This is a genomic window from Serratia sp. HRI (assembly GCF_010119335.3).
Taxonomy (GTDB): domain Bacteria; phylum Pseudomonadota; class Gammaproteobacteria; order Enterobacterales; family Enterobacteriaceae; genus Serratia; species Serratia nevei.
The window spans coordinates 50,934-72,715 of sequence record NZ_CP083690.1; the positions used below are offsets into that span (position 1 = coordinate 50,934).

17 protein-coding genes are annotated in these 21,782 nt (G+C 61.4%); 14 read left to right on the top strand and 3 right to left on the bottom strand.

Annotation, left to right across the window (positions count from 1 at the left end; genetic code table 11):
- The first annotated feature begins 16 nt into the window (after window positions 1-16).
- Window positions 17-1,300, top strand: coding sequence for a phosphopyruvate hydratase (eno, locus tag GF111_RS00260; RefSeq protein ID WP_147191202.1), 1,284 nt, complete (start codon window positions 17-19; stop codon window positions 1,298-1,300).
- Here the strand turns inward: eno and GF111_RS00265 are convergent.
- The gene (locus tag GF111_RS00265; RefSeq protein ID WP_038871685.1) at window positions 1,287-1,709 is read right to left on the bottom strand and encodes a MerR family transcriptional regulator; all 423 of its coding nucleotides are present in this window, start codon (window positions 1,707-1,709) and stop codon (window positions 1,287-1,289) included. The two genes, eno and GF111_RS00265, sit on opposite strands and share 14 nt — an antisense overlap.
- A gap of 72 nt (window positions 1,710-1,781) precedes the next feature.
- Here GF111_RS00265 and GF111_RS00270 point away from each other — a divergent pair, with 72 nt between their 5' ends.
- The 11 genes from GF111_RS00270 (at window position 1,782) to pqqF (ending at window position 14,290) form a co-directional block, all read left to right on the top strand.
- The gene (locus tag GF111_RS00270; RefSeq protein WP_038871688.1) at window positions 1,782-3,002 is read left to right on the top strand and encodes an NADH:flavin oxidoreductase/NADH oxidase family protein; all 1,221 of its coding nucleotides are present in this window, start codon (window positions 1,782-1,784) and stop codon (window positions 3,000-3,002) included.
- Window positions 3,003-3,507: 505 nt separating this feature from the next.
- Window positions 3,508-4,890 carry a diaminobutyrate--2-oxoglutarate transaminase gene (locus GF111_RS00275; protein WP_071845411.1) on the top strand — a complete coding sequence of 461 codons (1,383 nt, stop codon included), beginning with the start codon at window positions 3,508-3,510 and terminating at the stop codon, window positions 4,888-4,890.
- 18 nt (window positions 4,891-4,908) lie between these two features.
- Window positions 4,909-6,378, top strand: a complete 1,470-nt coding sequence (locus GF111_RS00280; RefSeq protein WP_147190880.1) for an aspartate aminotransferase family protein — start codon at window positions 4,909-4,911, stop codon at window positions 6,376-6,378.
- A 141-nt stretch (window positions 6,379-6,519) separates the two neighbouring features.
- Complete coding sequence (locus tag GF111_RS00285) at window positions 6,520-7,446, top strand: LysR family transcriptional regulator (protein ID WP_038873060.1); 927 nt, start codon at window positions 6,520-6,522, stop codon at window positions 7,444-7,446.
- A 133-nt stretch (window positions 7,447-7,579) separates the two neighbouring features.
- Entirely contained in the window at window positions 7,580-8,629 is a 1,050-nt protein-coding gene (locus tag GF111_RS00290) for a dipeptidase (RefSeq protein WP_147190881.1), read from the top strand.
- Window positions 8,630-8,746: 117 nt separating this feature from the next.
- Complete coding sequence (pqqA, locus tag GF111_RS00295; RefSeq protein ID WP_004937827.1) at window positions 8,747-8,824, top strand: pyrroloquinoline quinone precursor peptide PqqA; 78 nt, start codon at window positions 8,747-8,749, stop codon at window positions 8,822-8,824.
- A gap of 58 nt (window positions 8,825-8,882) precedes the next feature.
- A complete protein-coding gene (gene pqqB / locus GF111_RS00300; protein ID WP_038873055.1) occupies window positions 8,883-9,794 on the top strand; it encodes a pyrroloquinoline quinone biosynthesis protein PqqB in 912 nt (303 codons plus the stop codon).
- A gap of 9 nt (window positions 9,795-9,803) precedes the next feature.
- The gene (gene pqqC, locus GF111_RS00305) at window positions 9,804-10,559 is read left to right on the top strand and encodes a pyrroloquinoline-quinone synthase PqqC (protein ID WP_080491418.1); all 756 of its coding nucleotides are present in this window, start codon (window positions 9,804-9,806) and stop codon (window positions 10,557-10,559) included.
- Window positions 10,559-10,837, top strand: coding sequence for a pyrroloquinoline quinone biosynthesis peptide chaperone PqqD (pqqD, locus tag GF111_RS00310; RefSeq protein ID WP_016927749.1), 279 nt, complete (start codon window positions 10,559-10,561; stop codon window positions 10,835-10,837). The genes pqqC and pqqD overlap by 1 nt, the downstream gene beginning before the upstream one ends.
- Window positions 10,830-11,966: a pyrroloquinoline quinone biosynthesis protein PqqE gene (gene pqqE, locus GF111_RS00315; protein ID WP_147190883.1), complete on the top strand. Its 1,137-nt coding sequence runs from the start codon at window positions 10,830-10,832 to the stop codon at window positions 11,964-11,966. The genes pqqD and pqqE overlap by 8 nt, the downstream gene beginning before the upstream one ends.
- Before the next feature lie 2 nt (window positions 11,967-11,968).
- Entirely contained in the window at window positions 11,969-14,290 is a 2,322-nt protein-coding gene (gene pqqF / locus GF111_RS00320; protein WP_147190886.1) for a pyrroloquinoline quinone biosynthesis protein PqqF, read from the top strand.
- A gap of 179 nt (window positions 14,291-14,469) precedes the next feature.
- Here the strand turns inward: pqqF and GF111_RS00325 are convergent, their stop codons facing one another.
- Window positions 14,470-17,505, bottom strand: a complete 3,036-nt coding sequence (locus GF111_RS00325; RefSeq protein ID WP_047730711.1) for an autotransporter domain-containing protein — start codon at window positions 17,503-17,505, stop codon at window positions 14,470-14,472.
- Between the two features lie 223 nt (window positions 17,506-17,728).
- On the opposite strand from GF111_RS00325, the gene GF111_RS00330 reads away from it, so the two are divergent.
- Both GF111_RS00330 and GF111_RS00335 read left to right on the top strand, forming a co-directional pair.
- Window positions 17,729-18,043, top strand: coding sequence for a hypothetical protein (locus GF111_RS00330; protein ID WP_038873041.1), 315 nt, complete (start codon window positions 17,729-17,731; stop codon window positions 18,041-18,043).
- Window positions 18,044-18,402: 359 nt separating this feature from the next.
- On the top strand, window positions 18,403-20,496 hold the full coding sequence (locus GF111_RS00335) for a bifunctional diguanylate cyclase/phosphodiesterase (protein ID WP_038873039.1): 2,094 nt from the start codon (window positions 18,403-18,405) through the stop codon (window positions 20,494-20,496).
- On the opposite strand, the gene GF111_RS00340 is transcribed toward GF111_RS00335, so the two are convergent.
- Window positions 20,493-21,689: an MFS transporter gene (locus GF111_RS00340; protein ID WP_147190887.1), complete on the bottom strand. Its 1,197-nt coding sequence runs from the start codon at window positions 21,687-21,689 to the stop codon at window positions 20,493-20,495. The two genes, GF111_RS00335 and GF111_RS00340, sit on opposite strands and share 4 nt — an antisense overlap.
- Window positions 21,690-21,782 lie beyond the last annotated feature (93 nt).

Consider the following 21,782-nt stretch of genomic DNA (forward strand, 5'->3'; position numbering starts at 1 on the left):
AACGAGGTGACTACCCATGAGCGATGAGATTGAAAGCGTAACCGCCAGAGAGATCCTGGATTCGCGCGGCAACCCGACCGTCGAAGTCGAAATGAGCGCGGCGGGCGTCGTGGCCCGGGCTTCGGTGTCTTCGGGAGCCAGCACCGGGTCGCGCGAGGCGGTGGAGCACCGCGACGGCGATCCGCACCGTTTCGGCGGCAAAGGCGTACTGGAGGCGGTGCACAGCGTCAAAACGGCGATCAACGAGGCGCTGCGCGGAGTGGATGTGCGCCAACAAGAGGAGATAGACCGCCGGCTGATCGCGCTGGACGGCAGCGAGAACAAGAGCCGATTGGGGGCCAACGCCCTGCTCGGCGTTTCTCTGGCCGCCGCCCGCCTCGCGGCGCAATTGTCGCAGCTGCCGCTGTATCGTTATCTGGGCGGCATCGGCGCCAACCTGCTGCCGGTGCCCTGCATGAATATCATCAACGGCGGCGTGCACGCCCGGTGGCAAGGGGCGGACTTTCAGGAGTTCATGATAGCTCCCCTGGGCGCGCCGTCGCTGCGCGAGGCCGTGCGCTGGGGCAGTGAAGTTTATCAGGCGCTGCGCCAAATCCTGTTGGAAAAAGGCCTGTCGGTCGGCGTCGGTGACGAAGGCGGTTTCGCGCCGGCGGTCGCCTCAAACCGCCAGCCGCTCGAGCTGATCGTGCAGGCGATAGAAAAAGCCGGCTACCGGCCGGGAGAAGATATCGCGATCTGCATGGATCCGGCCTCGAGCGAATTCTACGCCGACGGCAAGTACCGCCTGCGCAGCGAGAACCTCGAGTTGGACGCAGCCCAGATGACGGCCTATTACCAACGGCTGGTGCAGGACTTCCCCATCGTGCTGATTGAAGACGGCTTGGCCGAAGACGACTGGGCCGGCTGGCGTATTCTGAGCGACGCCCTGGGCGACCAGGTGGAGCTGGTCGGCGACGATCTGTTCGTCACCAACGTGAAATACATCCAGCGCGGGATTGATGAACGGTTGGCCAATGCGGCGCTGATCAAGCTGAACCAGATCGGCACGCTGAGCGAAACCTTCGCCGCCGTACAGCTCTGCCAGGCGAACGGCTGGGGCACCTTTATCTCGCACCGCAGCGGTGAAACCGTCGACAGCTTTATCGCCGACATGACGGTCGCGATGCGAGCCGGCCATCTGAAAACCGGCGCGCCGAGCCGCGGCGAGCGGATCGAAAAATACAATCAGCTGATGCGCATCGAAGATCAGTTGGGCGCCGCGGCGGTGTATGCCGGGCGTTTCGCCTTTAAACGCCGCTAAGCTTTGCCGGCCGGGCCGGCGATGCGTCGGCCTGTTTTACGCCCTTGGCTTGGCACAGCCCGGCAACGCCGGACTCCAATAAGGTCAGCCGGGTCGTCAACAAGGTTTCTCGTTGTTCATTCAGCGTGGCCATCATCAGCTCGATCTCCGCCAGCCGTTCATCGACGCCACGTATCAACCCATCCTCATAAGCGCTGCCCTGCAGCGCCAGCACGCGTTGGATCGCCTGCAGCGAAAACCCCAGATTTTGGCCGATTTGGATCAGGTGCAATCGCTCCAGCGCGCTATCGCTGTAGACCCGATAGCCGTTGACGCCGCGCACCGGTTTCGGCAGCAGCCCCAGCTGCTCGTAGTAGCGTATCGCCGAGGCGGCCACGCCGGCGCGCTGCGCCAATTCTCCGATCTTCATGCCCTATTGACCTTAAAGTTAACTTTAAACCTAGTATAGCGCCATTCCCCTTACGACAGGAGCGCAAAACCGATGTTTACCCCACTGACGCTGCCCAACGGCAGCCGCCTGACCAACCGTCTGGCCAAGGCGGCGATGGAAGAAAATCTGGCCGCCCCGGGCCAACTGCCCGGCCCGGCGCTGTGGCGCTTATACCGCTATTGGGCCGAAGGCGGCGCCGGCTTGATCATCACCGGCAACGTGATGATCGACGGCCGCGCCATGACCGGCCCCGGCGGCGTGGTGCTGGAACAAGACACGCCGCTCGCCCCGTTCGAAACCTGGGCCAAAGCCGCACGCCAGGGCGGCGCGCAGGTGTGGATGCAGCTTAACCACCCGGGCCGGCAGGTGATGGCGAACATGGGCGGCAACGCATGGGCGCCCTCCGCCATCCCGCTGGCGATGGGCAAGCACAGCAAGCTGTTCGCCCAGCCGCAGGCGATGGATAAAACGCAGATCGCCGAGGTTATCGCGCGCTTCGCCGCCAGCGCGCACGCCGCCGAACGGGCCGGTTTTACCGGCGTGGAGATCCACGCGGCGCACGGTTACCTGATATCCCAGTTTCTCTCACCGCTGACCAACCAACGCAACGATCGTTGGGGCGGCGAGTTGGCGAACCGCGCCCGCCTGCTGCTGGAGGTGGTGCGTGCGGTGCGCGAGCGCGTCTCGCCGGGCTTTTGCGTGGCGGTCAAACTGAACTCCGCCGATTTTCAGCGCGGCGGTTTTTCATCGGACGATGCCCGCCAGGTGGTGCTGATGCTGAACGATCTGCCGGTCGATCTGATCGAACTGTCCGGCGGCAGCTACGAAAGCCCGGCGATGCAAGGCGAAACGGCGGACGGCCGCACCCTGGCGCGAGAAGCCTATTTTCTGTCCTTCGCCCGCGATCTTGCTGCGGTGGCCCGCATGCCGGTGATGACCACCGGCGGCATCGCCCGTCCTTCGGTGGCGCAGCGGGTGCTGGACAGCGGCGTTGCGGTTGCCGGCATCGCCACCGCCATGGCGGAAGTGCCCGATCTGCCGCGGCGCTGGCAAACCGGCGCGGCTCCCCATGCGCTGCCTGCCCCGGTCACCTGGCGCAGCAAAGCGATGGCGTCGCTCGCCCGCATGGCGTTGGTCAAGCGCCGGATGCGCGCGCTGAGTGACAATCGGCCGCGCAACGTACGCTACTCCCCGCTGTTCACGCTGATCGTCGATCAATGGCGCACCCGCCGTATCCTGCAGCGCTACCACGCCTGGTTACGGCAACGTTAACGGCAACAGCGCCGGCGCACCGGCCGGCGCTGCGTAAAAATCGCGCTTTTTTGATCGCTCTACGTGAAATCTGAGAGAAATCACCGATCTGGATGCTGCGCTTTTAACGGTTGGCCATTTATATTCATCACAAATTTTGTGTATATAAACGCTATAGGACTTAAGGTGGTGAATAGATAAAAATAAGCCGTTAATTCCTATTTATGTTATTAAGCGGAAATTCACCTTATTAATAAGCGTATTAAAGCCGCCTGCAGGTTGGCGGCGGAAAGGATTTTTGTGCCATGTTAACGATATGTTGTTTTTTACCGGCAAAATCAACGGTCAATAAATCAACAACATATTGATGAGCCTAAGAAAAAACCAAACAATTCAAAACAAAATCGGCTATTGAGTCCCAGGCGAAAAAGCCATATATTGGTCGCGCTTTTCACAAGGCAGTTACTTTTCTAATTCATTAATTCAATCGGAGCGTGTTGAGACCTTCGGTTGTAGGAGAGATATGATGACGGATAAAGTCCGTATTGATACTTTAGTTGCAAACTCATTAAACGGAAACAATGAAACCTATTTGGCGCGCCAAGCCGAATTTGAGTCGAATGTTAGGAGTTATCCGCGCAAATTGCCGTTGGCAATTGCGAAAGCCCAGGGCGTTTGGATCACTGATGTTGAGAATAATCAATATCTTGATTGCCTGGCCGGGGCGGGAACGTTGGCTCTTGGACATAATCACCCCGACGTCCTGCAAAGCATCCAAAATGTCATTACCAGCGGCTTGCCGTTACATACTCTCGATCTCACGACCCCGTTAAAAGATCGTTTCTCCGATTACCTGCTCTCTCTGTTGCCGGGCGAAGGCAAAGCGTATTGCCTGCAGTTCTGCGGCCCGTCCGGTGCCGATGCGGTGGAAGCCGCGCTGAAGCTGGCGAAAAAGCACACCGGCCGTTCCGGCGTGATCAGCTTCTCCGGTGGTTATCACGGCATGACCCACGGCGCGCTGTCGGTCACCGGCAACCTGTCGCCGAAGGCGGCGATCAACGGCATGATGCCGGAAGTGCAGTTCATGCCTTATCCGCATGAATACCGCTGCCCGCTGGGCATCGGCGGCGAAGCCGGCGTCAAGGCGCTGACCTACTACTTCGACAACCTGATCAACGACGTGGAAAGCGGCGTGCGTAAACCGGCGGCGGTGATCCTGGAAGCCGTTCAGGGCGAAGGCGGCGTTAACCCGGCACCGGCCGAGTGGCTGCAGCGCATCCGCAAAGTGACGCAGGAGCATGGCATTCTGCTGATCATCGACGAAGTTCAGGCCGGTTTCGCCCGTACGGGCAAGCTGTTCGCCTTCGAACACGCCGGCATCGAGCCGGACATCATCGTGATGTCGAAAGCGGTCGGCGGCGGCTTGCCGCTCGCGGTACTGGGCATCAAGAAAGAGTTTGACGCCTGGGAACCGGGTCACCACACCGGCACCTTCCGCGGCAACCAGCTGGCGATGGCCACCGGCCTGACCACCCTGCAATACCTGAAAGAGCATAAGGTCGCCGACAAAGTGGCCGCTCAAGGCGAATGGCTGAAAGGCAAACTGGCCGAGCTGCAGAAACGTTATCCGGTGATCGGTCACGTCCGCGGTCTGGGCCTGATGATCGGCATCGAGATCGTCAAGCCGAATGAAGCGCAGGATCACATGGGCTGCTACCCGGCCGATGGCGAACTGTCTGCGCTGCTGCAGAAGAAATGCTTCGAATCCGGCCTGATCCTGGAGCGCGGCGGGCGCAACGGCTGCGTGCTGCGCCTGCTGCCTTCGCTGCTGATCACCAACGATGAGCTGGGTATTTTCCTGGATAAATTTGAGCAGGCGCTGTTGGCCGCCGGCGTCAAGCCAGTCTGATTGGAGCGAATGACCGCGATGTCCAAGTTAAACCCGATTCTGGCTTCCTCGGCGCACAGCGCCGAGGCTTACCGCCATGCGATCGCGCAGAGCAGTGAAGCCGTCGTGCAATGGCTGCAGCAGCCCGAGATGTATCAGGGCAAAAGCGTGGCCGAACTGCGCGAGCGCATCAAGCTCGACTTCACCCCGCAAGGCCTGGGCAACCAGGCGGCTATCGATCGTGCCATCGAGTACTTTTTGAAAGACAGCCTGTCGGTGCACCACCCGCAGTGCGTGGCGCACCTGCACTGCCCGAGCCTGGTGATTAGCCAGGCCGCCGAAGTGCTGATCAACGCCACCAACCAGAGCATGGATTCCTGGGATCAAAGCCCGTCGGCCACGCTGATCGAAATGAAGCTGATCGAGTGGCTGCGTGCCCAGGTCGGTTACCAGCCCGGCGACGCCGGGGTGTTCACCAGCGGCGGCACCCAGAGCAATCTGATGGGGCTGATGCTGGCGCGCGATGCGTTCTTCGCGCGTCAGGGCCACTCCGTGCAGCAGGACGGCCTGGTGGGCGATCTGCGCAAGCTGAAGGTGTTCTGTTCTGAAAACGCCCACTTCTCGGTGCAGAAGAACATGGCGCTGATGGGCCTCGGCTATCAGTCCGTCACCCTGGTGAAAACCGATCGCTTCGCCCGTATGGACGTGAACGATCTGGCGGAAAAACTGGCGCAGGCCAAGGCCAACGGCGAGCAGGTGATGGCGATTGTCGCCACCGCCGGCACCACCGACGCCGGTGCCATTGACCCGCTGCGCGACATCGCGCGGCTGGCGGCGGAACAGCAGATTTGGGTGCACGTGGATGCGGCCTGGGGCGGCGCGCTGCTGCTTTCCGAGCAGTACCGCGACTACCTGGACGGCCTGGAACTGGTGGACTCCATTACCCTGGACTTCCACAAGCAGTTCTTCCAGACCATCAGCTGCGGTGCCTTCTTGCTGAAAGACGAGCGCCACTATGAGCTGATGCGCTATCAGGCAGCCTACCTGAACTCCGAGTTTGACGAAGCGCAAGGCGTGCCGAACCTGGTGTCCAAATCGCTACAGACCACCCGCCGCTTCGATGCGTTGAAGCTGTGGATGGGGCTGGAAGCGCTGGGGCAGAAGCAATACGCCGAGATCATCGATCATGGCGTGACGCTGGCGCAGCAGGTGGCGCGTTACATCGCCGATCAGGAATCGCTGGAACTGGTGATGCAGCCGCAGCTGGCCAGCGTGCTGTTCCGCTACCGTCCGGTGCAGCTGGCGGCGAACGGCGACGCGGCCGTCGCGCTGTTCAACCAGCGCATCGGCGACGCCCTGCTGGAATCGGGCCGCGCCAACGTCGGCGTGACCGAGTTCGATGGCGTGACCTGCCTGAAGATGACGCTGCTGAACCCGATCGTGACGCTGGAAGACATCAAGCTGTTGCTGGCGCTGGTCGAGAAAACCGCACAGCAGCTGCCGGCGTAACGTCGCCCAGCCTGCCACCCAAGCCGATAACCTCCGTTATCGGCTTTTTTATTGCTCATCAATCGCAGGAGACGCAGCGTTTACGCTGATATACTGCAGCAAACGCCTTCCCCCATTTCCAGCACAACAGGACACCCACGCATGACCGATCCGGATTTCAACCTGTTGATCGCACTCGACGCGCTGCTGACGGCGGGCAGCGTCGTCGGCGCCGCACGGCGTCTCGGTTTAAGCGCTTCGGCGATGAGCCGCACCCTCAGCCGGCTGCGCGCGGCCACCGGCGATCCCCTGCTGGTGCGCGCCGGCCGCCATATGGTGCTGACACCCTATGCCGAAACGCTGCGCGAACGGGCGCGGCACGCAGCGTTCGAAGCGCGCGCGGTGTTGCGCCCGGCGCAGGGGGCATTGGATCCCGCCGTGCTGGATCGGACCTTTACGCTGCGCGCTAACGACGGCTTCGTCGAAGCCTTCGGCCCGGCGCTGATCGCCGCCGCGGCCGAACAGGCGCCGCGTGTGCGACTGCGCTTTGCGCCCAAGCCGGAGAAAAGCGACCGCCCCCTGCGTGAAGGGCTGGTTGATCTGGAGATTGGCGTGCTGGGTGACATGGGCCCGGAAATCCGCCTGCAGGCGCTGTTCCGCGATCGCTTCGTCGGTGTGATGAGAACCTCACACCCGCTGGCGCAGCAGCCGGAGATCGGCGCCGCCGACTACGCCGCCTGCGGCCACGTGGTGGCCTCGCGCAGCGGGCGCATCCTCGGGCCGGTAGACGCCGCGCTGGCGGAGCTAGGGCTGGCACGCCATATCGCCGCCGTGGTGCCGAGCTTTCCGGCGGCGCTGGCGGTGGCGCAAGCCTCGAACCTGCTGGCGTTGCTGCCCGCCTCGTTCCTGCATGCGCAACCGGCGGGCGGCCCGCTGCGCGTCTTCGAGCTGCCGGTGAAAACGCCGCCCATCACCGTGTCGCAAATGTGGCATCCGCGCTTGGACGCCGAGGCCGATCACCGCTGGCTGCGCCAGCTACTGCTGACGGTCTGCCGCCAACGCGTGCAAGAACCGCTTCGCACAGAGTGACAATGTCACTAAATTTTGCCCTACTGAAGGCGAGTGATCCAGCCGACGGCAAAGCCCCCATAGCCTGAGGGTTGTTCCCCCTCGCGCGATGGGAGAACATAGCGTTCACGATGCCTGACTCAGTGAAGCGCCCATGACACTTCCCCCTCTCTGGCCGGTGTTCGACGGCCATAACGACCTGCTGCTCAACCTGTGGCTGCAGCATGACGACGATCCGGCCACCGCCTTCTATTCCCGCGTCACGCCGGGCCACCTCGATTTCGCCCGCATGCGGCGCGGCGGATTTTTCGGCGGACTGTTCGCGGTATTTATTCCCCCGCTCAGCTATATCGCCCAGATGCGCCACCAAACGCAGGACGAGGCGCAGGCCACCTTCGATCCGCTGGCGATCGCCGAACGGCAAATCGCCATCCTGCAGCAGCTGGAGCAAGCTTCTCAGGGGCAGCTGCGCATCTGTCGCACCGCCACCGAGATAGAACAGTGTCGACTTAACCGACAAATCGCCGCGGTGCTGCATATTGAAGGCGCCGGTATGATCGATGCGGAGCTGACGCAGCTGGAGGCCTTCTACCGGCTGGGCGTGCGCAGCATCGGGCCATTCTGGAATCTGCCGAACGCCTTCGGCACCGGCGTCAGCGGGCCGTTCCCCGGCTCACCCGATACCGGCCCCGGCCTGACGCCGGCCGGCGAGGCGCTGATCCGCGCCTGCAACCGCCGCCGCATCATGATAGACGTCTCGCACATGAACGAGAAAACCTTCTGGCAAACCGCCGCGCTGAGCCGCGCGCCGCTGGTCGCCACCCACTCCAACGCCCACGCCCTCTGCCCGCAACCGCGTAACCTGACCGACGCACAGCTGGACGCCATCGCTCAGAGCGGCGGGATGGTCGGCGTCAATTTCGGTACCGCCTTCCTGCGTGCGGACGGCAAACGTGACAGTGCAACAACCGGCTTAACAGAAATTGTTAAACACGTTGAGTATTTGATCGCTAAACTTGGTGAAGATCGCGTGGGATTTGGCTCTGATTTTGACGGGGTCAACGTACCGCACCCGTTGGCGGATGTCGGCGGCCTGCCGCTGCTGACGCAAGCGCTGGCACAGGCCGGGTTCGATAACCGGCTGCTGGAGAAGCTGACCTGGCGCAACTGGCTGAACGTGCTCGCAACCACCTGGGGCGAATAACCCGGTTACGCTTTAAAGGTTGCGATCTCCGTCACATTTCGTCAACATTGGGCCGGACGAATGCGAACGTTTCTCATTGGGTTCGAACTATTACGATGCATGCTAAGGAGCACCGCTATGACTACCTGGACTAAACCTGAGTTTGTTGACCTGCGTCTGGGTCTGGAAGTGACGCTGTACATTTCCAACCGTTAATCGCCCGTCTGCCCGCCTTTCGCGCGGGCATTTCTTTCCCTCTCTTTCTGGTTTAGACATGCAGATAAAAGTTCTCGGCTCAGCAGCAGGCGGCGGCTTTCCCCAGTGGAATTGCAACTGCGACAACTGCCGGGGCGTTCGCGACCGCAGCATCAACGCCAAGCGCCGCACCCAGTCTTCCATCGCCGTCAGCGACGACGGTAAAAACTGGGTACTGTGCAACGTTTCCCCGGACATTTGCCATCAGCTACTGGCCTCGCCCGAATTGAATAATCCCGATGTGCTGCGCGGCACCGGTATCGGCGCGATCGTGTTGACCGACAGCCAGATCGATCACAGCGCGGGCTTGCTCAATTTGCGCGAGGGCTGCCCGCATCACGTCTGGTGCACGCCTGAAGTGCATGACGATCTCAGCACCGGCTTCCCGGTGTTTCCCATGCTCTCCCACTGGCACGGCGGGCTGATTCACCACCCGGTGACGCCCGGGGAGCCGTTCCGCACGGCGGTCTGCCCGACCGTGCGCTTTACCGCCATTCCGCTACTCAGTAACGCGCCGCCCTATTCGCCGTACCGCGATCGCCCGCTGCCGGGCCACAACGTGGCGCTGTTTATCGAAGATACCGCGCGCGGGGTCGGGCTGCTGTACGCACCGGGCCTGGGTGAGCCGGACGAGGCGCTGATGCCGTGGCTGCGCCGCGCGGACTGCCTGCTGATCGACGGCACGCTGTGGCGCGACAACGAGCTGGCCAACGCCGGCGTGGGCCGCAATACCGGCAAGGACATGGGGCATCTGGCGCTGGCGGAAGAACACGGGCTGGCGGCCCTGCTCGCCACCTTGCCCGCCAGGCGCAAAATCCTGATCCACATTAACAATACCAACCCAATCCTCAATGAAGACTCGGCAGAGCGGCAAAGTCTGACCGCCGCCGGCATTGAAGTGAGCTGGGACGGCATGAATATCGAACTGTAGGGAACCGCCATGACGCAACCACTGCCCCTGACTCCGCCGGCATTTGAAGCGGCGCTGCGCGCCAAAGGCGCTTATTACCATATCCACCACCCGTACCACATCGCGATGCACAACGGCGAAGCAACCCGCGAGCAGATCCAGGGCTGGGTGGCCAACCGGTTCTACTACCAGACCAGCATTCCGATCAAAGACGCGGCGATCATGGCTAACTGCCCACAGCCGGAAACCCGCCGCAAATGGGTGCAGCGCATCCTGGATCACGATGGCTACAGCGGCAGCGAAGGCGGCATTGAAGCCTGGCTGCGCCTGGGCGAAGCCGTCGGGCTGCAGCGCGACGCCCTGCTCTCTGAAGAGTTGGTGCTGCCGGGCGTGCGCTTTGCGGTCGACGCCTACGTCAATTTCGCGCGCCGCGCCTGCTGGCAAGAAGCGGCCTGCAGCTCGCTGACCGAACTGTTCGCGCCGCAAATCCACCAGTCGCGCCTCGACAGCTGGCCGCAGCACTATCCGTGGATCGACGCCGCCGGCTACGACTATTTCCGCAGCCGCCTCGGCCAGGCCAACCGCGATGTGGAACACGGCCTGGCGTTGGCGCTGGACTATTGCGACACCGTTGAAAAGCAGCAGCGCATGCTGGAGATCCTGCAGTTCAAACTGGATATTCTGTGGAGCATGCTGGACGCCATGAGCATGGCCTATACCCTGAACCGCCCGCCTTATCACAGCGTGACCGCCGCGCGGGTATGGCACAACCAGAGGCTGGTGTAATGACGCTGAACCCTGAACACACCCCCGTTTTCCGCCGCGGCTATCGCCTGCAATGGGAGCAAGTGCAAAACAGCCACGTGATCCTCTACCCGGAAGGCATGGCCAAGCTGAACGACAGCGCCGCCGCCATCTTGCAGCTGGTCGACGGCCACACCACGCTGAACGGCATCATCGCGCAGCTGAACGCCCGCTTTCCCGGCGCCGAGGGGTTGGCGGATGACGTGCTGGAATTTTTCCAGCGCGCCTACGAACAAAAATGGGTGACCTTCCGTGACTGAAGCACGCGCGCCGGCGGTGAACCCGCCGCTCTGGCTGCTGGCGGAGCTGACCTACCGCTGCCCGCTGCAGTGCCCCTATTGCTCCAACCCGCTCGATTTTGCCGCGCAGGAAAAAGAGCTGACCACCGCGCAGTGGATTGAGGTGTTTCGCCAGGCGCGGGCGATGGGCAGCGTGCAGCTCGGTTTTTCCGGCGGCGAGCCGCTGGTGCGTAAAGACCTGCCCGAGCTGATCGCCGCCGCGCGCGATCTCGGCTTTTACACCAACCTGATCACTTCCGGCATCGGCCTGACCGAGAAGAAGCTGCAGACCTTCGCCGACGCCGGGCTGGACCATATCCAGATCAGTTTTCAGGCCAGCGACGAAACGCTGAACGCCGCGCTGGCGGGTTCCGCCAAGGCGTTTCAGCAGAAGCTGGCCATGGCCAAGGCGGTCAAGGCGCTCGGCTATCCGATGGTGCTCAACTTCGTGTTGCATCGCCATAATATCGGCCAGATCGACCGTATTATCGAACTGGCGATCCAGCTGGACGCCGACGACGTCGAGCTGGCGACCTGCCAGTTCTACGGCTGGGCGCACCTCAACCGCGAGGGCCTGCTGCCGACCCGCGAGCAGATCGCCGACGCGGAAGCGGTGGTAAAACACTATCGCGAACGCATGGCCGCCGAGGGCAAGCTGGCCAACCTGCTGTTCGTCACGCCGGACTACTACGAGGAGCGCCCCAAAGGCTGCATGGGCGGCTGGGGGGCAATCTTCATGAGCGTAACGCCGGAAGGTATAGCGTTACCCTGTCACAGCGCCCGTCAGTTGCCGATCGCCTTCCCGTCGGTGCTGGAGCACGATCTGCAGCATATCTGGTACCACTCGTTCGGTTTTAACCGCTATCGCGGCTATAACTGGATGCCGGAGCCCTGCCGTTCCTGCTCGGAGAAAGAGCAAGACTACGGCGGCTGCCGTTGTCAGGCGTTCATGCTGACCGGCAACGCCGACAACGCTGACCCGGTATGCGGCAAATCGCCGCACCACGGCACCATTCTGGCGGCGCGGGAAGCGGCGAACCGTTCGCAGATCGGTATCGATCAGCTGCGTTTTCGCAATCAAACCAACTCCCGTCTGATTTTCAAGGGTTGACGATGGCACTCGCCGGCGCCTCCTGGCAGCTCGACAACGGTTTGGCCGTCAAGGCGATAAGCGATCCTGCCGCCGCTAGCGCCGCCGCGCTGGTGCGCATTGAAGCGGGCAGTTTTCAGGCGCCCACCGCCTGGCCGGGCCTGGCGCATCTGCTGGAGCATATGTTGTTTCGCGGCAGCGAGAACTTCAGCGCGCAAGATAGTTTGATGGGCTGGGTACCGTCGGTCGGCGGCCGACTGAATGCCACCACCCAGGCCACGCAAACCGCGTTTTTCTTCGAGGTGGGCGCCGATCATTTGGCGCAGGGGCTGGCGCGGCTGAGCGATATGCTCGCCGCCCCACAGCTGGCGGCCGAGGCGATCGCACAGGAGATTGAGGTCATCGACGCTGAATATCGCCTGCTGCGCGCCGAGGTGGAAACCCGCTGCGAAGCCGCACAGCGGCAGATGTTCACCGGCCTGGACGCCATGCACCGCTTTCATATCGGCAGCCGTGCCGCTTTCGGCAGCGACATTTCCGCCCTGCAGCAGGCGCTGCGGCAGTTTCACCGGTGCTATTTTCGCGCGCCAAACCTGACGCTGTGGCTGCAAGGCCCACAATCGCTGGCGCAGCTGCATGCGCTGGCCCAGCGTTACGGCAGCCGCTTGCCATCGGGCAGCGCCATACCGCACAAAGCCTCACCGCCGCTGACCGCTGCGAAAGATTACACCCTGTCTCTTCCCGGCACGCCGCAGCTGAGACTGGTGTTTGCCCTGCCGTGTTCCCATGCGCGCGGTTGGCTGCGGCGGCTGGAGCGCCTGCTGCTGGACGAAGCCCCCGGCGGGCTGCTGGCCCGGCTGCGCGCTCAGGCGTGGTGCGATGCGGTTCGGCTCAATTATTCGCGCTGCAGCGAGAACAACGCGCTGCTGAGTTTTATCTTTACCGTCAATCACGGTTCAGCTGCTGAAGCTGCCCACATCGAAAGCGCGTTGTTGGCGTGGCTGCAGGCGCTGCAGGTGCTGGCACCGGCTCAGCTTGCGCATTACGAGCGGCTGGCCAATCGCGATTTCCACCGTTTGGCGCCGCTCGATCAGCTGCGCGCCAGAGCGTTTGGGTTGCCGCCGACGGAGCCGAACGACGATTGGCCACGGCATATTGCGGCGCTGATTAGCGCGCCGCGCCGCCGCCTGGCCGTGCGGCCCGATGGCGGCGGCGAACCCCGTGAAATTCAAGGGTTGCCGCTGGCGCTTGGCCCCTTCGTTGGCGCCGCGCTGACGCCCGCAACGGAACCTTTTCGCTTTTTCACCGCCGCGGCGGCGCTGCCGAGTCCGACCTTGCCTTCCGGCCTGGCGCCGCTGCGGCATCTGCTCCCTGGCGAAGCGCAGCCGGTGCTGTTGCTGCGGCCGGCGCCGTCCAGCCCCTTCAGCGATGAACAGGCCTGCGGCATACAGGCGGCGCTGCGCGCCGGGGCGGCCGAACTGGCGCATCAGGAGGGACATTTAAGCTTCGAACGCCACCAGGGCGTGTGGCTGCTGCAGTTGGCGGGCAGCCACGCGCTGATCTGCCATGGGCTGAGCGTCGTAAACCGGGCGCTGGCGGTGTTGTCGCCGGCCGTTCTCAACGAGGCGGCGAGAAACCTGCGCCATACGCAGCGGAAAGAGCAAAACGATATCGCCATTCGCCGTCTGTTAGCCCAATTGCCGGCGGCGCTCAGCGCGCCAACCGCAGCGGCGCAATGGCATGCCACCTTGATCGGCGGCGATGGCGAGTTAAAACGGCAGCTGTCGCACCTGCTGTACGGTTTCCCCTATTCCGTGGCCGCTGAGCCGCCGCTGCCGACACCTCACCATCATCGCCCCGTCACGCTGACGGAAAGCGGCCCCGAAAGCGCCTTACTGCAGTTTTACCCGCTGCAGAACGGCGAAGCCGAAGGCCGTTGGGCGCTGCGCGTGCTGGCTCAGCTTTACGCCCCGCGTTATTTTCAGCGGTTGCGCGTGGATCGCAACGTGGGTTACGTGGTGCAATGCGCCTTCCACCGCTGTGCCGATACCGAGGGCATGCTGTTCGCCCTGCAATCCCCGACGTTCAACGTTGAACCGCTGCGGCAGTTAACCGACGAATTCTTACTGCAGATGCGCCATGAGCTGGCGCACATTGGCGCTGGCGAGCTGGCGCAAATACAACAGGCGCTGCGGCAAAGCCTGCAGCGCCTCAGCACCGAATCGTTGCAGCGCGCCCGAGAAATTGCCTTGGAAGATCGCGAGGCCATTGCTGACGCTGCGCCAGTCACGCTGACCCAACTGTTGCACTGGCAGCAGCGGCTTTTCCAGGGCGATGACATTTAAAGCTGCACTGCCCAGTTAGCCCGTCGTGAACAACACAATGGGGATGCGATACCGGTCAGCACCATGCTGATCACCCAGGAAATGTCTGTGCCCGGGATCAGATTGGCGTAACTAAGGCCTGGAGAAAAGCCCCCATCGTTGCGATGGAGGCTGAGTAAGGTCAAACGGGGTAAACGCGATCAGAAGCGCCAGGTCAGACCGGCGTTGACGCTGTTATCCTGGTGGTTTGACGATAGCTGCCCGCCGTAGCCGAGGGACAAGACGGCGTTTTTGTTTACCGCAACATCGACGCCCGCTTTCAGCACCGCGCCATCGCGGGAAACCGGCACGCTGTTCACGTCGAACGCCGCATCGGTACGTTTGAACATCAGTTGCGTTTTGCGCTCCAGCTTGCCGTACTGATGCTGCCAGCCCAGTTCGCCGCGCAGCGCGATCGCCACGCTATCGGCCTGCCATTGCGTATCTGCGCGCAGCCCCAGCGTCGAAGCGGTGGCTGATTGACTTTGCTTGTCGCCGCGCAGCGCCGCCGCCCCGCCGTGCTCATTGATCCCCTCGTTACGATAGTGGGTATAAGCCAGGTTGGCGAATGGCTCAAGATTGACCGTGTCGTTCGTCCAGTCGTAACCGCTTTCGATAAACAGCTGGCCGGTGCGCGCGTTATAGCTGGCCTTCTCGCGATCCGACTGCGCGCCGTAGTTCACCGAGCGCGAGGTATCGATACGATGCCAGGTATACGTGCCCCCCGCCCGCAGCGCCAACGCACCGAAACGTTTGTTGCCGTACAGCCCCAGATGGTAGTTGTCGCTGTGAGCATCTGACTGATAACCGCCATCCAGTGAGGTGCGGGTATACCCGGTCATCACCCCAAGCCGGCCGTCGTCAAACAGCTCGCCATCCAGGCCCAGCAGCACGCCGTAGGTGGACGTTTGGTAACCGGTGGCATTATCGTTGCCGGAAGCATGCCCCCAGTTGCCCAGCAGTTTCGCCCAGGCGCCGTTGTCATCCGCTTTGATATCGGAAGCGATACGTCGGCCTTCCGCCTGGCGCAGGCGCTCGGTGGCGGCATCGCGTAGGTAACGGCTTTCGTTAATCTGGGCGGAAGCCATATCCGCATGGACCTGGCCGGACAGTTGGCGGGTCGCCTGTTGCAGCTCTCTGGCCGACGTGAAGCCGAGGAAGCTTTCATACACCGGATGGCCGGTGACGATGCCCGCTTCTTCGGTAACGGCTTGTGCTTTGCCTTGATCATCTTGCAGTGCGCTCAGCGCCTCAGCGGTAGGGGCAGCCACGCTGCGCTTCACCGTTTCCGTGACCGGCTCCGTCGCGTTGAGCGTTTCCACCGCGCGAGCCACCGCTTTCTCGTTCTCAGTGCTGGCCAGGGTGTCAAAACGAGCGGCGGTGCGGGTGATGCCAAGGCCGACGTCATTACCCTGATAATCCAGCGTCACATTAACAAACGGATACGCTGGATTGGCATTTTCGAACCGGCCGTTGACGCCGTCCGTCGTCGTCAGGATGGTGTATTTGTTGCCCAACAAACTTTGCGCCTCATTCTGCGACAGCAGGTTTTTGCTGTGCTCCAGGCTGACGTTCACGCTGCCGCCATTGAGAAACGCGCGTCGTGCGTCGATCTTGTCGCTGCGGCCATTGCCCGCCACTTCCACGTTATACTGCGAACCGCGATCAAAAATGGCATCGTGCAACACGTGCAGCGTGCCGATGCCGTTACCCGGCGCGACGCTGCCGCCCCGAGCCGCTCTGAAGGCGCTGACGGTGCCCTCACCGGCCAACGTGCCGCTATTTTCGATATAGACGTTGGACGCCACCGAACCGTTGATCGCCAACACGCCCTGTTTCACCCAGGTATCACCGCGATAGGTGTTATTACCCAACAACGCCAGCGTACCGGCGCCCGTTTTGGTCAAGCCGCCGTGCCCGCTGATGTCGTTACTCCACGCATCGAAGTCGCATTCGCTCGACGTGCAGCGCCGCTCAACAGAGGTACCGGGTTCGACGATATTTCCCAGACCGGGGATATTCACCACGAACTGTTTTTCACTGTAGGAGCCCGGTACATAATATTCCTGCGGGATATCCTCTTTGGTAATAAACATTTTCGGGCCGTTGATCGCATTGCGCAAATTGACACGTCCCCAGCCGAACAGATTATCAATACCGGCGACACCCAAATCGGTGGCGGTGGTTTTAATTACCGCGGATATTTGATCGGCGCTCATATAAGGGAAACGTTGCATCAATACTGCGGCAACGCCGGTAACGTGCGGCGCAGCCATTGAGGTGCCTGATTTATTGCCGTAGCCGGGATTAAGCGAAAGCTCGCCCTTATTATAAGCTTCGCGATTAACGGCGCCGCCGGTATTGGACTCCAGCCGGCCGACGGTGCTGTAAATATCGGATCCCGGTGCGGAAACGCAATAACTGGCCGTTTGCCCGCAGCTGGTCGAAGAGACGCTTAACGTGTTTTCGTCGCTCAGGTTGGTCACGATCAGGTAATTGTTCAAGACGTCCGGGAAGGCGTAAGGCAGTGATTTTTGCGCTTCGGGAATATTGTAGTTGTTGTAATTGCCTGCCGAGAAGACGATCAGCTTACCGTGCCGGGCCGCCCGCAGCAGCGTTGGCATCGCGCTGTGCGCGCCGGTAGGCACCGGCTGTTCGCTGCCCCATTCCACACTGGCCTTGTTGCGCATCATCTCGCCGATCACGTCGCTTTTTACGAATGCCACGTAGTCCGGCCTGCCGTTCGGCAACCAGATGATATCGCCTTTGGCGTCACGGCGAATGTCCGGTGCAATCCCCCAGCTGTTGTTGATGACGCGAGCCGCGCTCTGAATCAACTCCTCACGGCCGTTGCGGTTACCGTAGTCATTCAATTTGGTGCCGATAATATCCGCGTCGAAAGCCACGCCGTGCATGCCGCCGCCGTCTCTTTTCGCTGCGGCAATACCGGCTACATGGGTGCCGTGATCGCCGAAAGACATATTGTCTTGTTTATCGTACGAGAAATTATAACTGCCGTTATCCAATCGCGTCAGTTTGCCGGCGAATTCAGAATGGGAAAGAATGGCGTTGTCGATAATGCCGATGGTGACGCCTTTTCCAGTATAGCCTCTGGCATAGGCAAACTCGGCGGAAATAGCCTCAAGCCCCCATTGGCGGTTAAACTCGGCGGTTTTCCAGCTGTCAGGCGCGCCCAAGCGACCGGGATCCTGATAAGCGGCAAGAGAAGAATGAATGGATAAGCCATAACAACCCAGAAAAACGCAATACGCTAACTTCAATTTCTTATTAAGTTTCATTTTACGCTCCATGTTTATTTATACCCAGAAGAAAACTTACGTTTTAACCGCCCTGCGACCTCCCTCGATCGTGAAATAACAGATAGCGCATGCAGACCCGATACGGGCCGCATGAAAAGACATGCTGAGTGACGAAAATAGTGCGAGCAGACAAGAGCATGCCGCCGCGCCTGGCACCTATGGCGCAGAGAGGCAAACAGGAGGCGAATGTACGTTTATCGGTGCCGCTACGCCGGGGCAGTTCGGCCATCCGGCCGAAGCGGGAGAATCAGAGAGTGGGTGCATCTCGCTTAATCATCCAATTTTGTTAATGATTTTCATTCGCGAGGCTATCCCATTCGTAAGCAAAGTGTCAACATATGAAACAAAACATTTCTTGATTTGCATCATGATTTTTCCGCTAAGCCCCAGTAAACGGGCGCTGAATAGTGCATAAAATGGCGTTCATCCCCGTCTGGACTGCGGTTTTTGTCAGTATTACCGCATAGAGAAGGCAGAATACCGGTCGGGAGTACATCATGGCGACTGAACATTTAGCCATAGAGAAACATCAATAATGATTAATTTTCACGGCAATAACGCGGCGTGGTCCGATCACTTATTTTTCGCTGCAATATAAGGGTTGCTTATAAATAACAGGAGTATTCCTAATGCGTTCACGCTGGATGTATTCCATGCTAGCGGGCCGATTTTTAGCCGCGCCCGCTGGCTATTCCCATTTTCATTGGCAAGACTATATTGAAAGAAGCTCTGCTCTAGAGCGAGAATATGGGTAATTTTCCGAGGAAATACCGCATGACCCTGTTGCCCAAGCAGAGCAATAACAAAAATCCGATTGATCTCTATGGCGAAATCGTAGACGACTTGCCCGGCCTGATTTGCTTCGGCAACCGCCTTGGCGGTTACTTCAATAAACAGTGGCGCGACTACACCGGCGCCATCGCCGGGGAACACGGCGCCGCCGACTGGCTCGATGCCCTGCACCCCGACGATCGCGAGCGGCTGGCCGCGCAATGGCGCCAGGCGATCGTGGCCCTCTCCTCGTTCGCCGGAGAGGCCCGCCTGCGCGATCGCAGCGGCGCCTACCGTTGGTTCATGCTGGCGTTTAACGCCCGGCAGGACGGCATGGCGCTGGAGCCCAGCTGGTACCTGACGGCGACCGACATTCACCCGCAAATGCTGCAGCGCCAGCAAAACGTTCAGGCGCTGTCTATCCAGCAAGACATGCTGGACGCCAGCGTCGACTGCATTAAAGTGATCAATCACGACGGCACGCTGCGCCACATGAACCGCTCCGGCAGCCTGGCGCTCGGCCTTGATCCGGGGCAAAAAGAGTTTGGCATGCCCTGGCTGGGGCTGCTGTCGCCCGAGATCCGGCGCCGCGGCCGCAAAGCGCTGCGCAGCGTCAGAGCCGGAAAAAATGCGCGCTTCACGGGATTGAGCGTGACGCCGCAGGGCAAAAAACAGCACTGGGACAACATTCTTACGCCGGTCAGCGACGAACACGGCACCGTGGCCGAGATCTTGTGCGTCTCACGCGACGTGACTTCGCAACGCGTGATGGAGCAACGCCTGTTGCTCGCCAGCGAATATGACGAACTGACCGGCCTGCCCAACCGGCGCCTGTTCAAGAAGAAACTGAAGCAAGAAATGAAGCGGGCCCTGCACGGCAACAAGTCGCTTGGGCTGATGCTGCTGGATCTTGACCACTTCAAGCTGGTGAACGACACGCTGGGCCACGCGGCAGGCGACCATCTGCTGCGGGTTTTGGGCAAAAGGCTCAGCGCCTGCATGAATACGCACTCGTTCGTCTCTCGCCTCGGCGGCGATGAGTTCGCCGTGGTGATCAGCGACGTCGAAAACGAGCAGGATATTTTCCGCATCGCCAACAAGTTTCTGCTGCAGCTGGAGACGCCGATCACCCACGGCGGCAAGACGCTGCATTGCGGCATGAGCATCGGCGGCGCCATCTACCCCAAAGACGCCCGCGACGCTTCGGAACTGATGAAATGCGCCGATACTGCGCTGTATGAGCTGAAAGACGGCGGCCGGGGCGGTGTCTATATGTTCGACCGCAAGATGATGGACAAGGCGCGCGCCCGCGCCAGCCAGCTCAACTACGCGCGCCAGATCGTGCGCGACAACTGCATCCGCCCCAGCTACCAACCGAAGGTCAGCCTGACCGACGGTAGCATCGTCGGCTTTGAAGCCTTACTGCGCTGGCACTGCCCGATCAACGGCGTGCAGCTGCCGGCGACGGTGAGCGAGGCGTTCAACGACTACGAGCTGGCGACCAAGATCAGCGAAGCCATGCAGCTGAAGGTCTTCGCCGATATCGCCCGCTGGCGCGCGGCCGGCGTGGCGGTGCAGCCCATCTCGCTGAACGTGTCGCCGATCGAGTTTTTACGCGACAACTACGCCGAAACGTTCCTGCAGCGCCTGCTGAAGTTCCACATACCCCATCATCTGATCGAACTGGAGGTGACCGAACACGCGTTCAACAAGCACGGCTCGAAGTACGTGCTGCGCGCATTGCAAATGCTCAAGGAGATGGGCATCCGCATCGCCCTGGACGACTTCGGCACCGGTCACTCCTCGTTCAGCCATATCATGGATTATCCGCTGGACTGCATTAAGCTGGACTGCGACTTCGTTCAACGTATGAATACCGAACCGGCGATCCTGGCGATCGTGGAAAGCATCGGCATTCTCGGTCAAAAGCTGTCGATCGATATCATCGCCGAGGGGGTGGAAACCGAGCAGCAGCGGCAAACGCTGTGCGAAGCCGGTTTCCATATCGGCCAGGGTTTTCTGTTCAGCCGGGCGGTGGAACCCCAGCGGGTGCCCGAGCTGCTGCAGGCAGCACCGCAGCCTGTCGACGGCCGTTAAACGCCCTGCTGTTCGCCGAACGGCGCCAGCTGCATGCCGATAAGCGTCACCACGCAGACGATCGCGCCGGCGTAAAAGGTGGAAGCGGAACCGACCCGCTCCCACAGCATGCCGGCCCCGAGACTCGCCAGCAGCAGCGCCACACCGCTGACCAAGTTGAACATGCCGAACGCGGTGCCGCGCAGGTGCGCCGGCGCGGTATGCGTCACCATCGCAGCCAACAGCCCCTGCGTCATGCCCATGTGCACGCCCCACAGCGCCACGCCAAACAGCACGCCCGCCCAATGATCGCTCAACGCCAGCACCACATCGGCGGCGATCAGCACCAGTAAACCGGCTTTTAACATTCCTTTATGGCTCATGCGGTCGGAAAGTTTACCGAACGGATAGGCCGAGCAGGCGTAGACCAGGTTCATGGCGACCATCACCAGCGGGATCAACGCCAGCGGCGTGCCGCCCTGCTGCGCCTTCAGCACCAGAAACGCCTCGCTGAAGCGCGCCAACGTGAAGACGGCGCCGATGCCCACTACCCACCAATAGCCACGCTCCAGCAGCCGCAGATTGGCGCGGGTAATCGGGTTGGTACGCTTGTCGGTTATCGCGGCGGCCGGCTCTTTCAGGCCGAAGAACAGCAGCGCGATCGCCAGCGCCGCCGGGATCGCAGCCACCCAAAAGATGGCGCGAAAATCGTTGTGCCACAGCAGCATCAAGCCGACGGCCAGCAGAGGTCCTAAAAAGGCGCCGACGGTATCCAGCGACTGGCGCAGCCCAAAGGCCGCGCCGCGAATTTCCGGCGGCGTCACATCGGCCACCAGGGCGTCGCGCGGCGCGCCGCGGATGCCTTTGCCCACGCGATCCAACAGACGCGCGCTCATCACCATGCCGGACGACGACGCGACGGCAAAAAACGGTTTGCTGATGGCGCCCAGCCCGTAGCCCAGCAGCGCCAGCCCTTTACGCTTGCCGAGGTAATCGCTGAGCACGCCGGAGAATACCTTGACGACCAATGCCGTCGCCTCCGCCAGCCCTTCGATCAGCCCGATGACGATCACGCTGACGCCGAGCGTCGTCGCCATAAACAGCGGCAGCAGGCTGTGGATCATTTCCGAGGAAACGTCCATCAGCAGGCTCACCCCACCCAAGATCCAAACGCCGCGCGGTATGCGGCCCAACGTAGCGAAGCGCGACAGCATGGTTCGTCCTCGATGTCTCAGCGCCGGCGGCGCATCATGATTTTTCCAAGATTGGATAGTTGATTTTGTTCGTTCACAGACCTTTAGCCTTCA

Excerpts from the sequence above, each read along its gene's own strand:
- eno (WP_147191202.1), top strand. The coding sequence starts at position 17 with ATGAGCGATGAGATTGAAAGCGTAACCGCCAGAGAGATCCTGGATTCG.
- GF111_RS00265 (WP_038871685.1), bottom strand. The coding sequence starts at position 1,709 with ATGAAGATCGGAGAATTGGCGCAGCGCGCCGGCGTGGCCGCCTCGGCG.
- GF111_RS00270 (WP_038871688.1), top strand. The coding sequence starts at position 1,782 with ATGTTTACCCCACTGACGCTGCCCAACGGCAGCCGCCTGACCAACCGT.
- GF111_RS00275 (WP_071845411.1), top strand. The coding sequence starts at position 3,508 with ATGACGGATAAAGTCCGTATTGATACTTTAGTTGCAAACTCATTAAAC.
- GF111_RS00280 (WP_147190880.1), top strand. The coding sequence starts at position 4,909 with ATGTCCAAGTTAAACCCGATTCTGGCTTCCTCGGCGCACAGCGCCGAG.
- GF111_RS00285 (WP_038873060.1), top strand. The coding sequence starts at position 6,520 with ATGACCGATCCGGATTTCAACCTGTTGATCGCACTCGACGCGCTGCTG.
- GF111_RS00290 (WP_147190881.1), top strand. The coding sequence starts at position 7,580 with ATGACACTTCCCCCTCTCTGGCCGGTGTTCGACGGCCATAACGACCTG.
- pqqA (WP_004937827.1), top strand. The coding sequence starts at position 8,747 with ATGACTACCTGGACTAAACCTGAGTTTGTTGACCTGCGTCTGGGTCTG.
- pqqB (WP_038873055.1), top strand. The coding sequence starts at position 8,883 with ATGCAGATAAAAGTTCTCGGCTCAGCAGCAGGCGGCGGCTTTCCCCAG.
- pqqC (WP_080491418.1), top strand. The coding sequence starts at position 9,804 with ATGACGCAACCACTGCCCCTGACTCCGCCGGCATTTGAAGCGGCGCTG.
- pqqD (WP_016927749.1), top strand. The coding sequence starts at position 10,559 with ATGACGCTGAACCCTGAACACACCCCCGTTTTCCGCCGCGGCTATCGC.
- pqqF (WP_147190886.1), top strand. The coding sequence starts at position 11,969 with ATGGCACTCGCCGGCGCCTCCTGGCAGCTCGACAACGGTTTGGCCGTC.
- GF111_RS00330 (WP_038873041.1), top strand. The coding sequence starts at position 17,729 with ATGCTGAGTGACGAAAATAGTGCGAGCAGACAAGAGCATGCCGCCGCG.
- GF111_RS00335 (WP_038873039.1), top strand. The coding sequence starts at position 18,403 with ATGACCCTGTTGCCCAAGCAGAGCAATAACAAAAATCCGATTGATCTC.
- GF111_RS00340 (WP_147190887.1), bottom strand. The coding sequence starts at position 21,689 with ATGCTGTCGCGCTTCGCTACGTTGGGCCGCATACCGCGCGGCGTTTGG.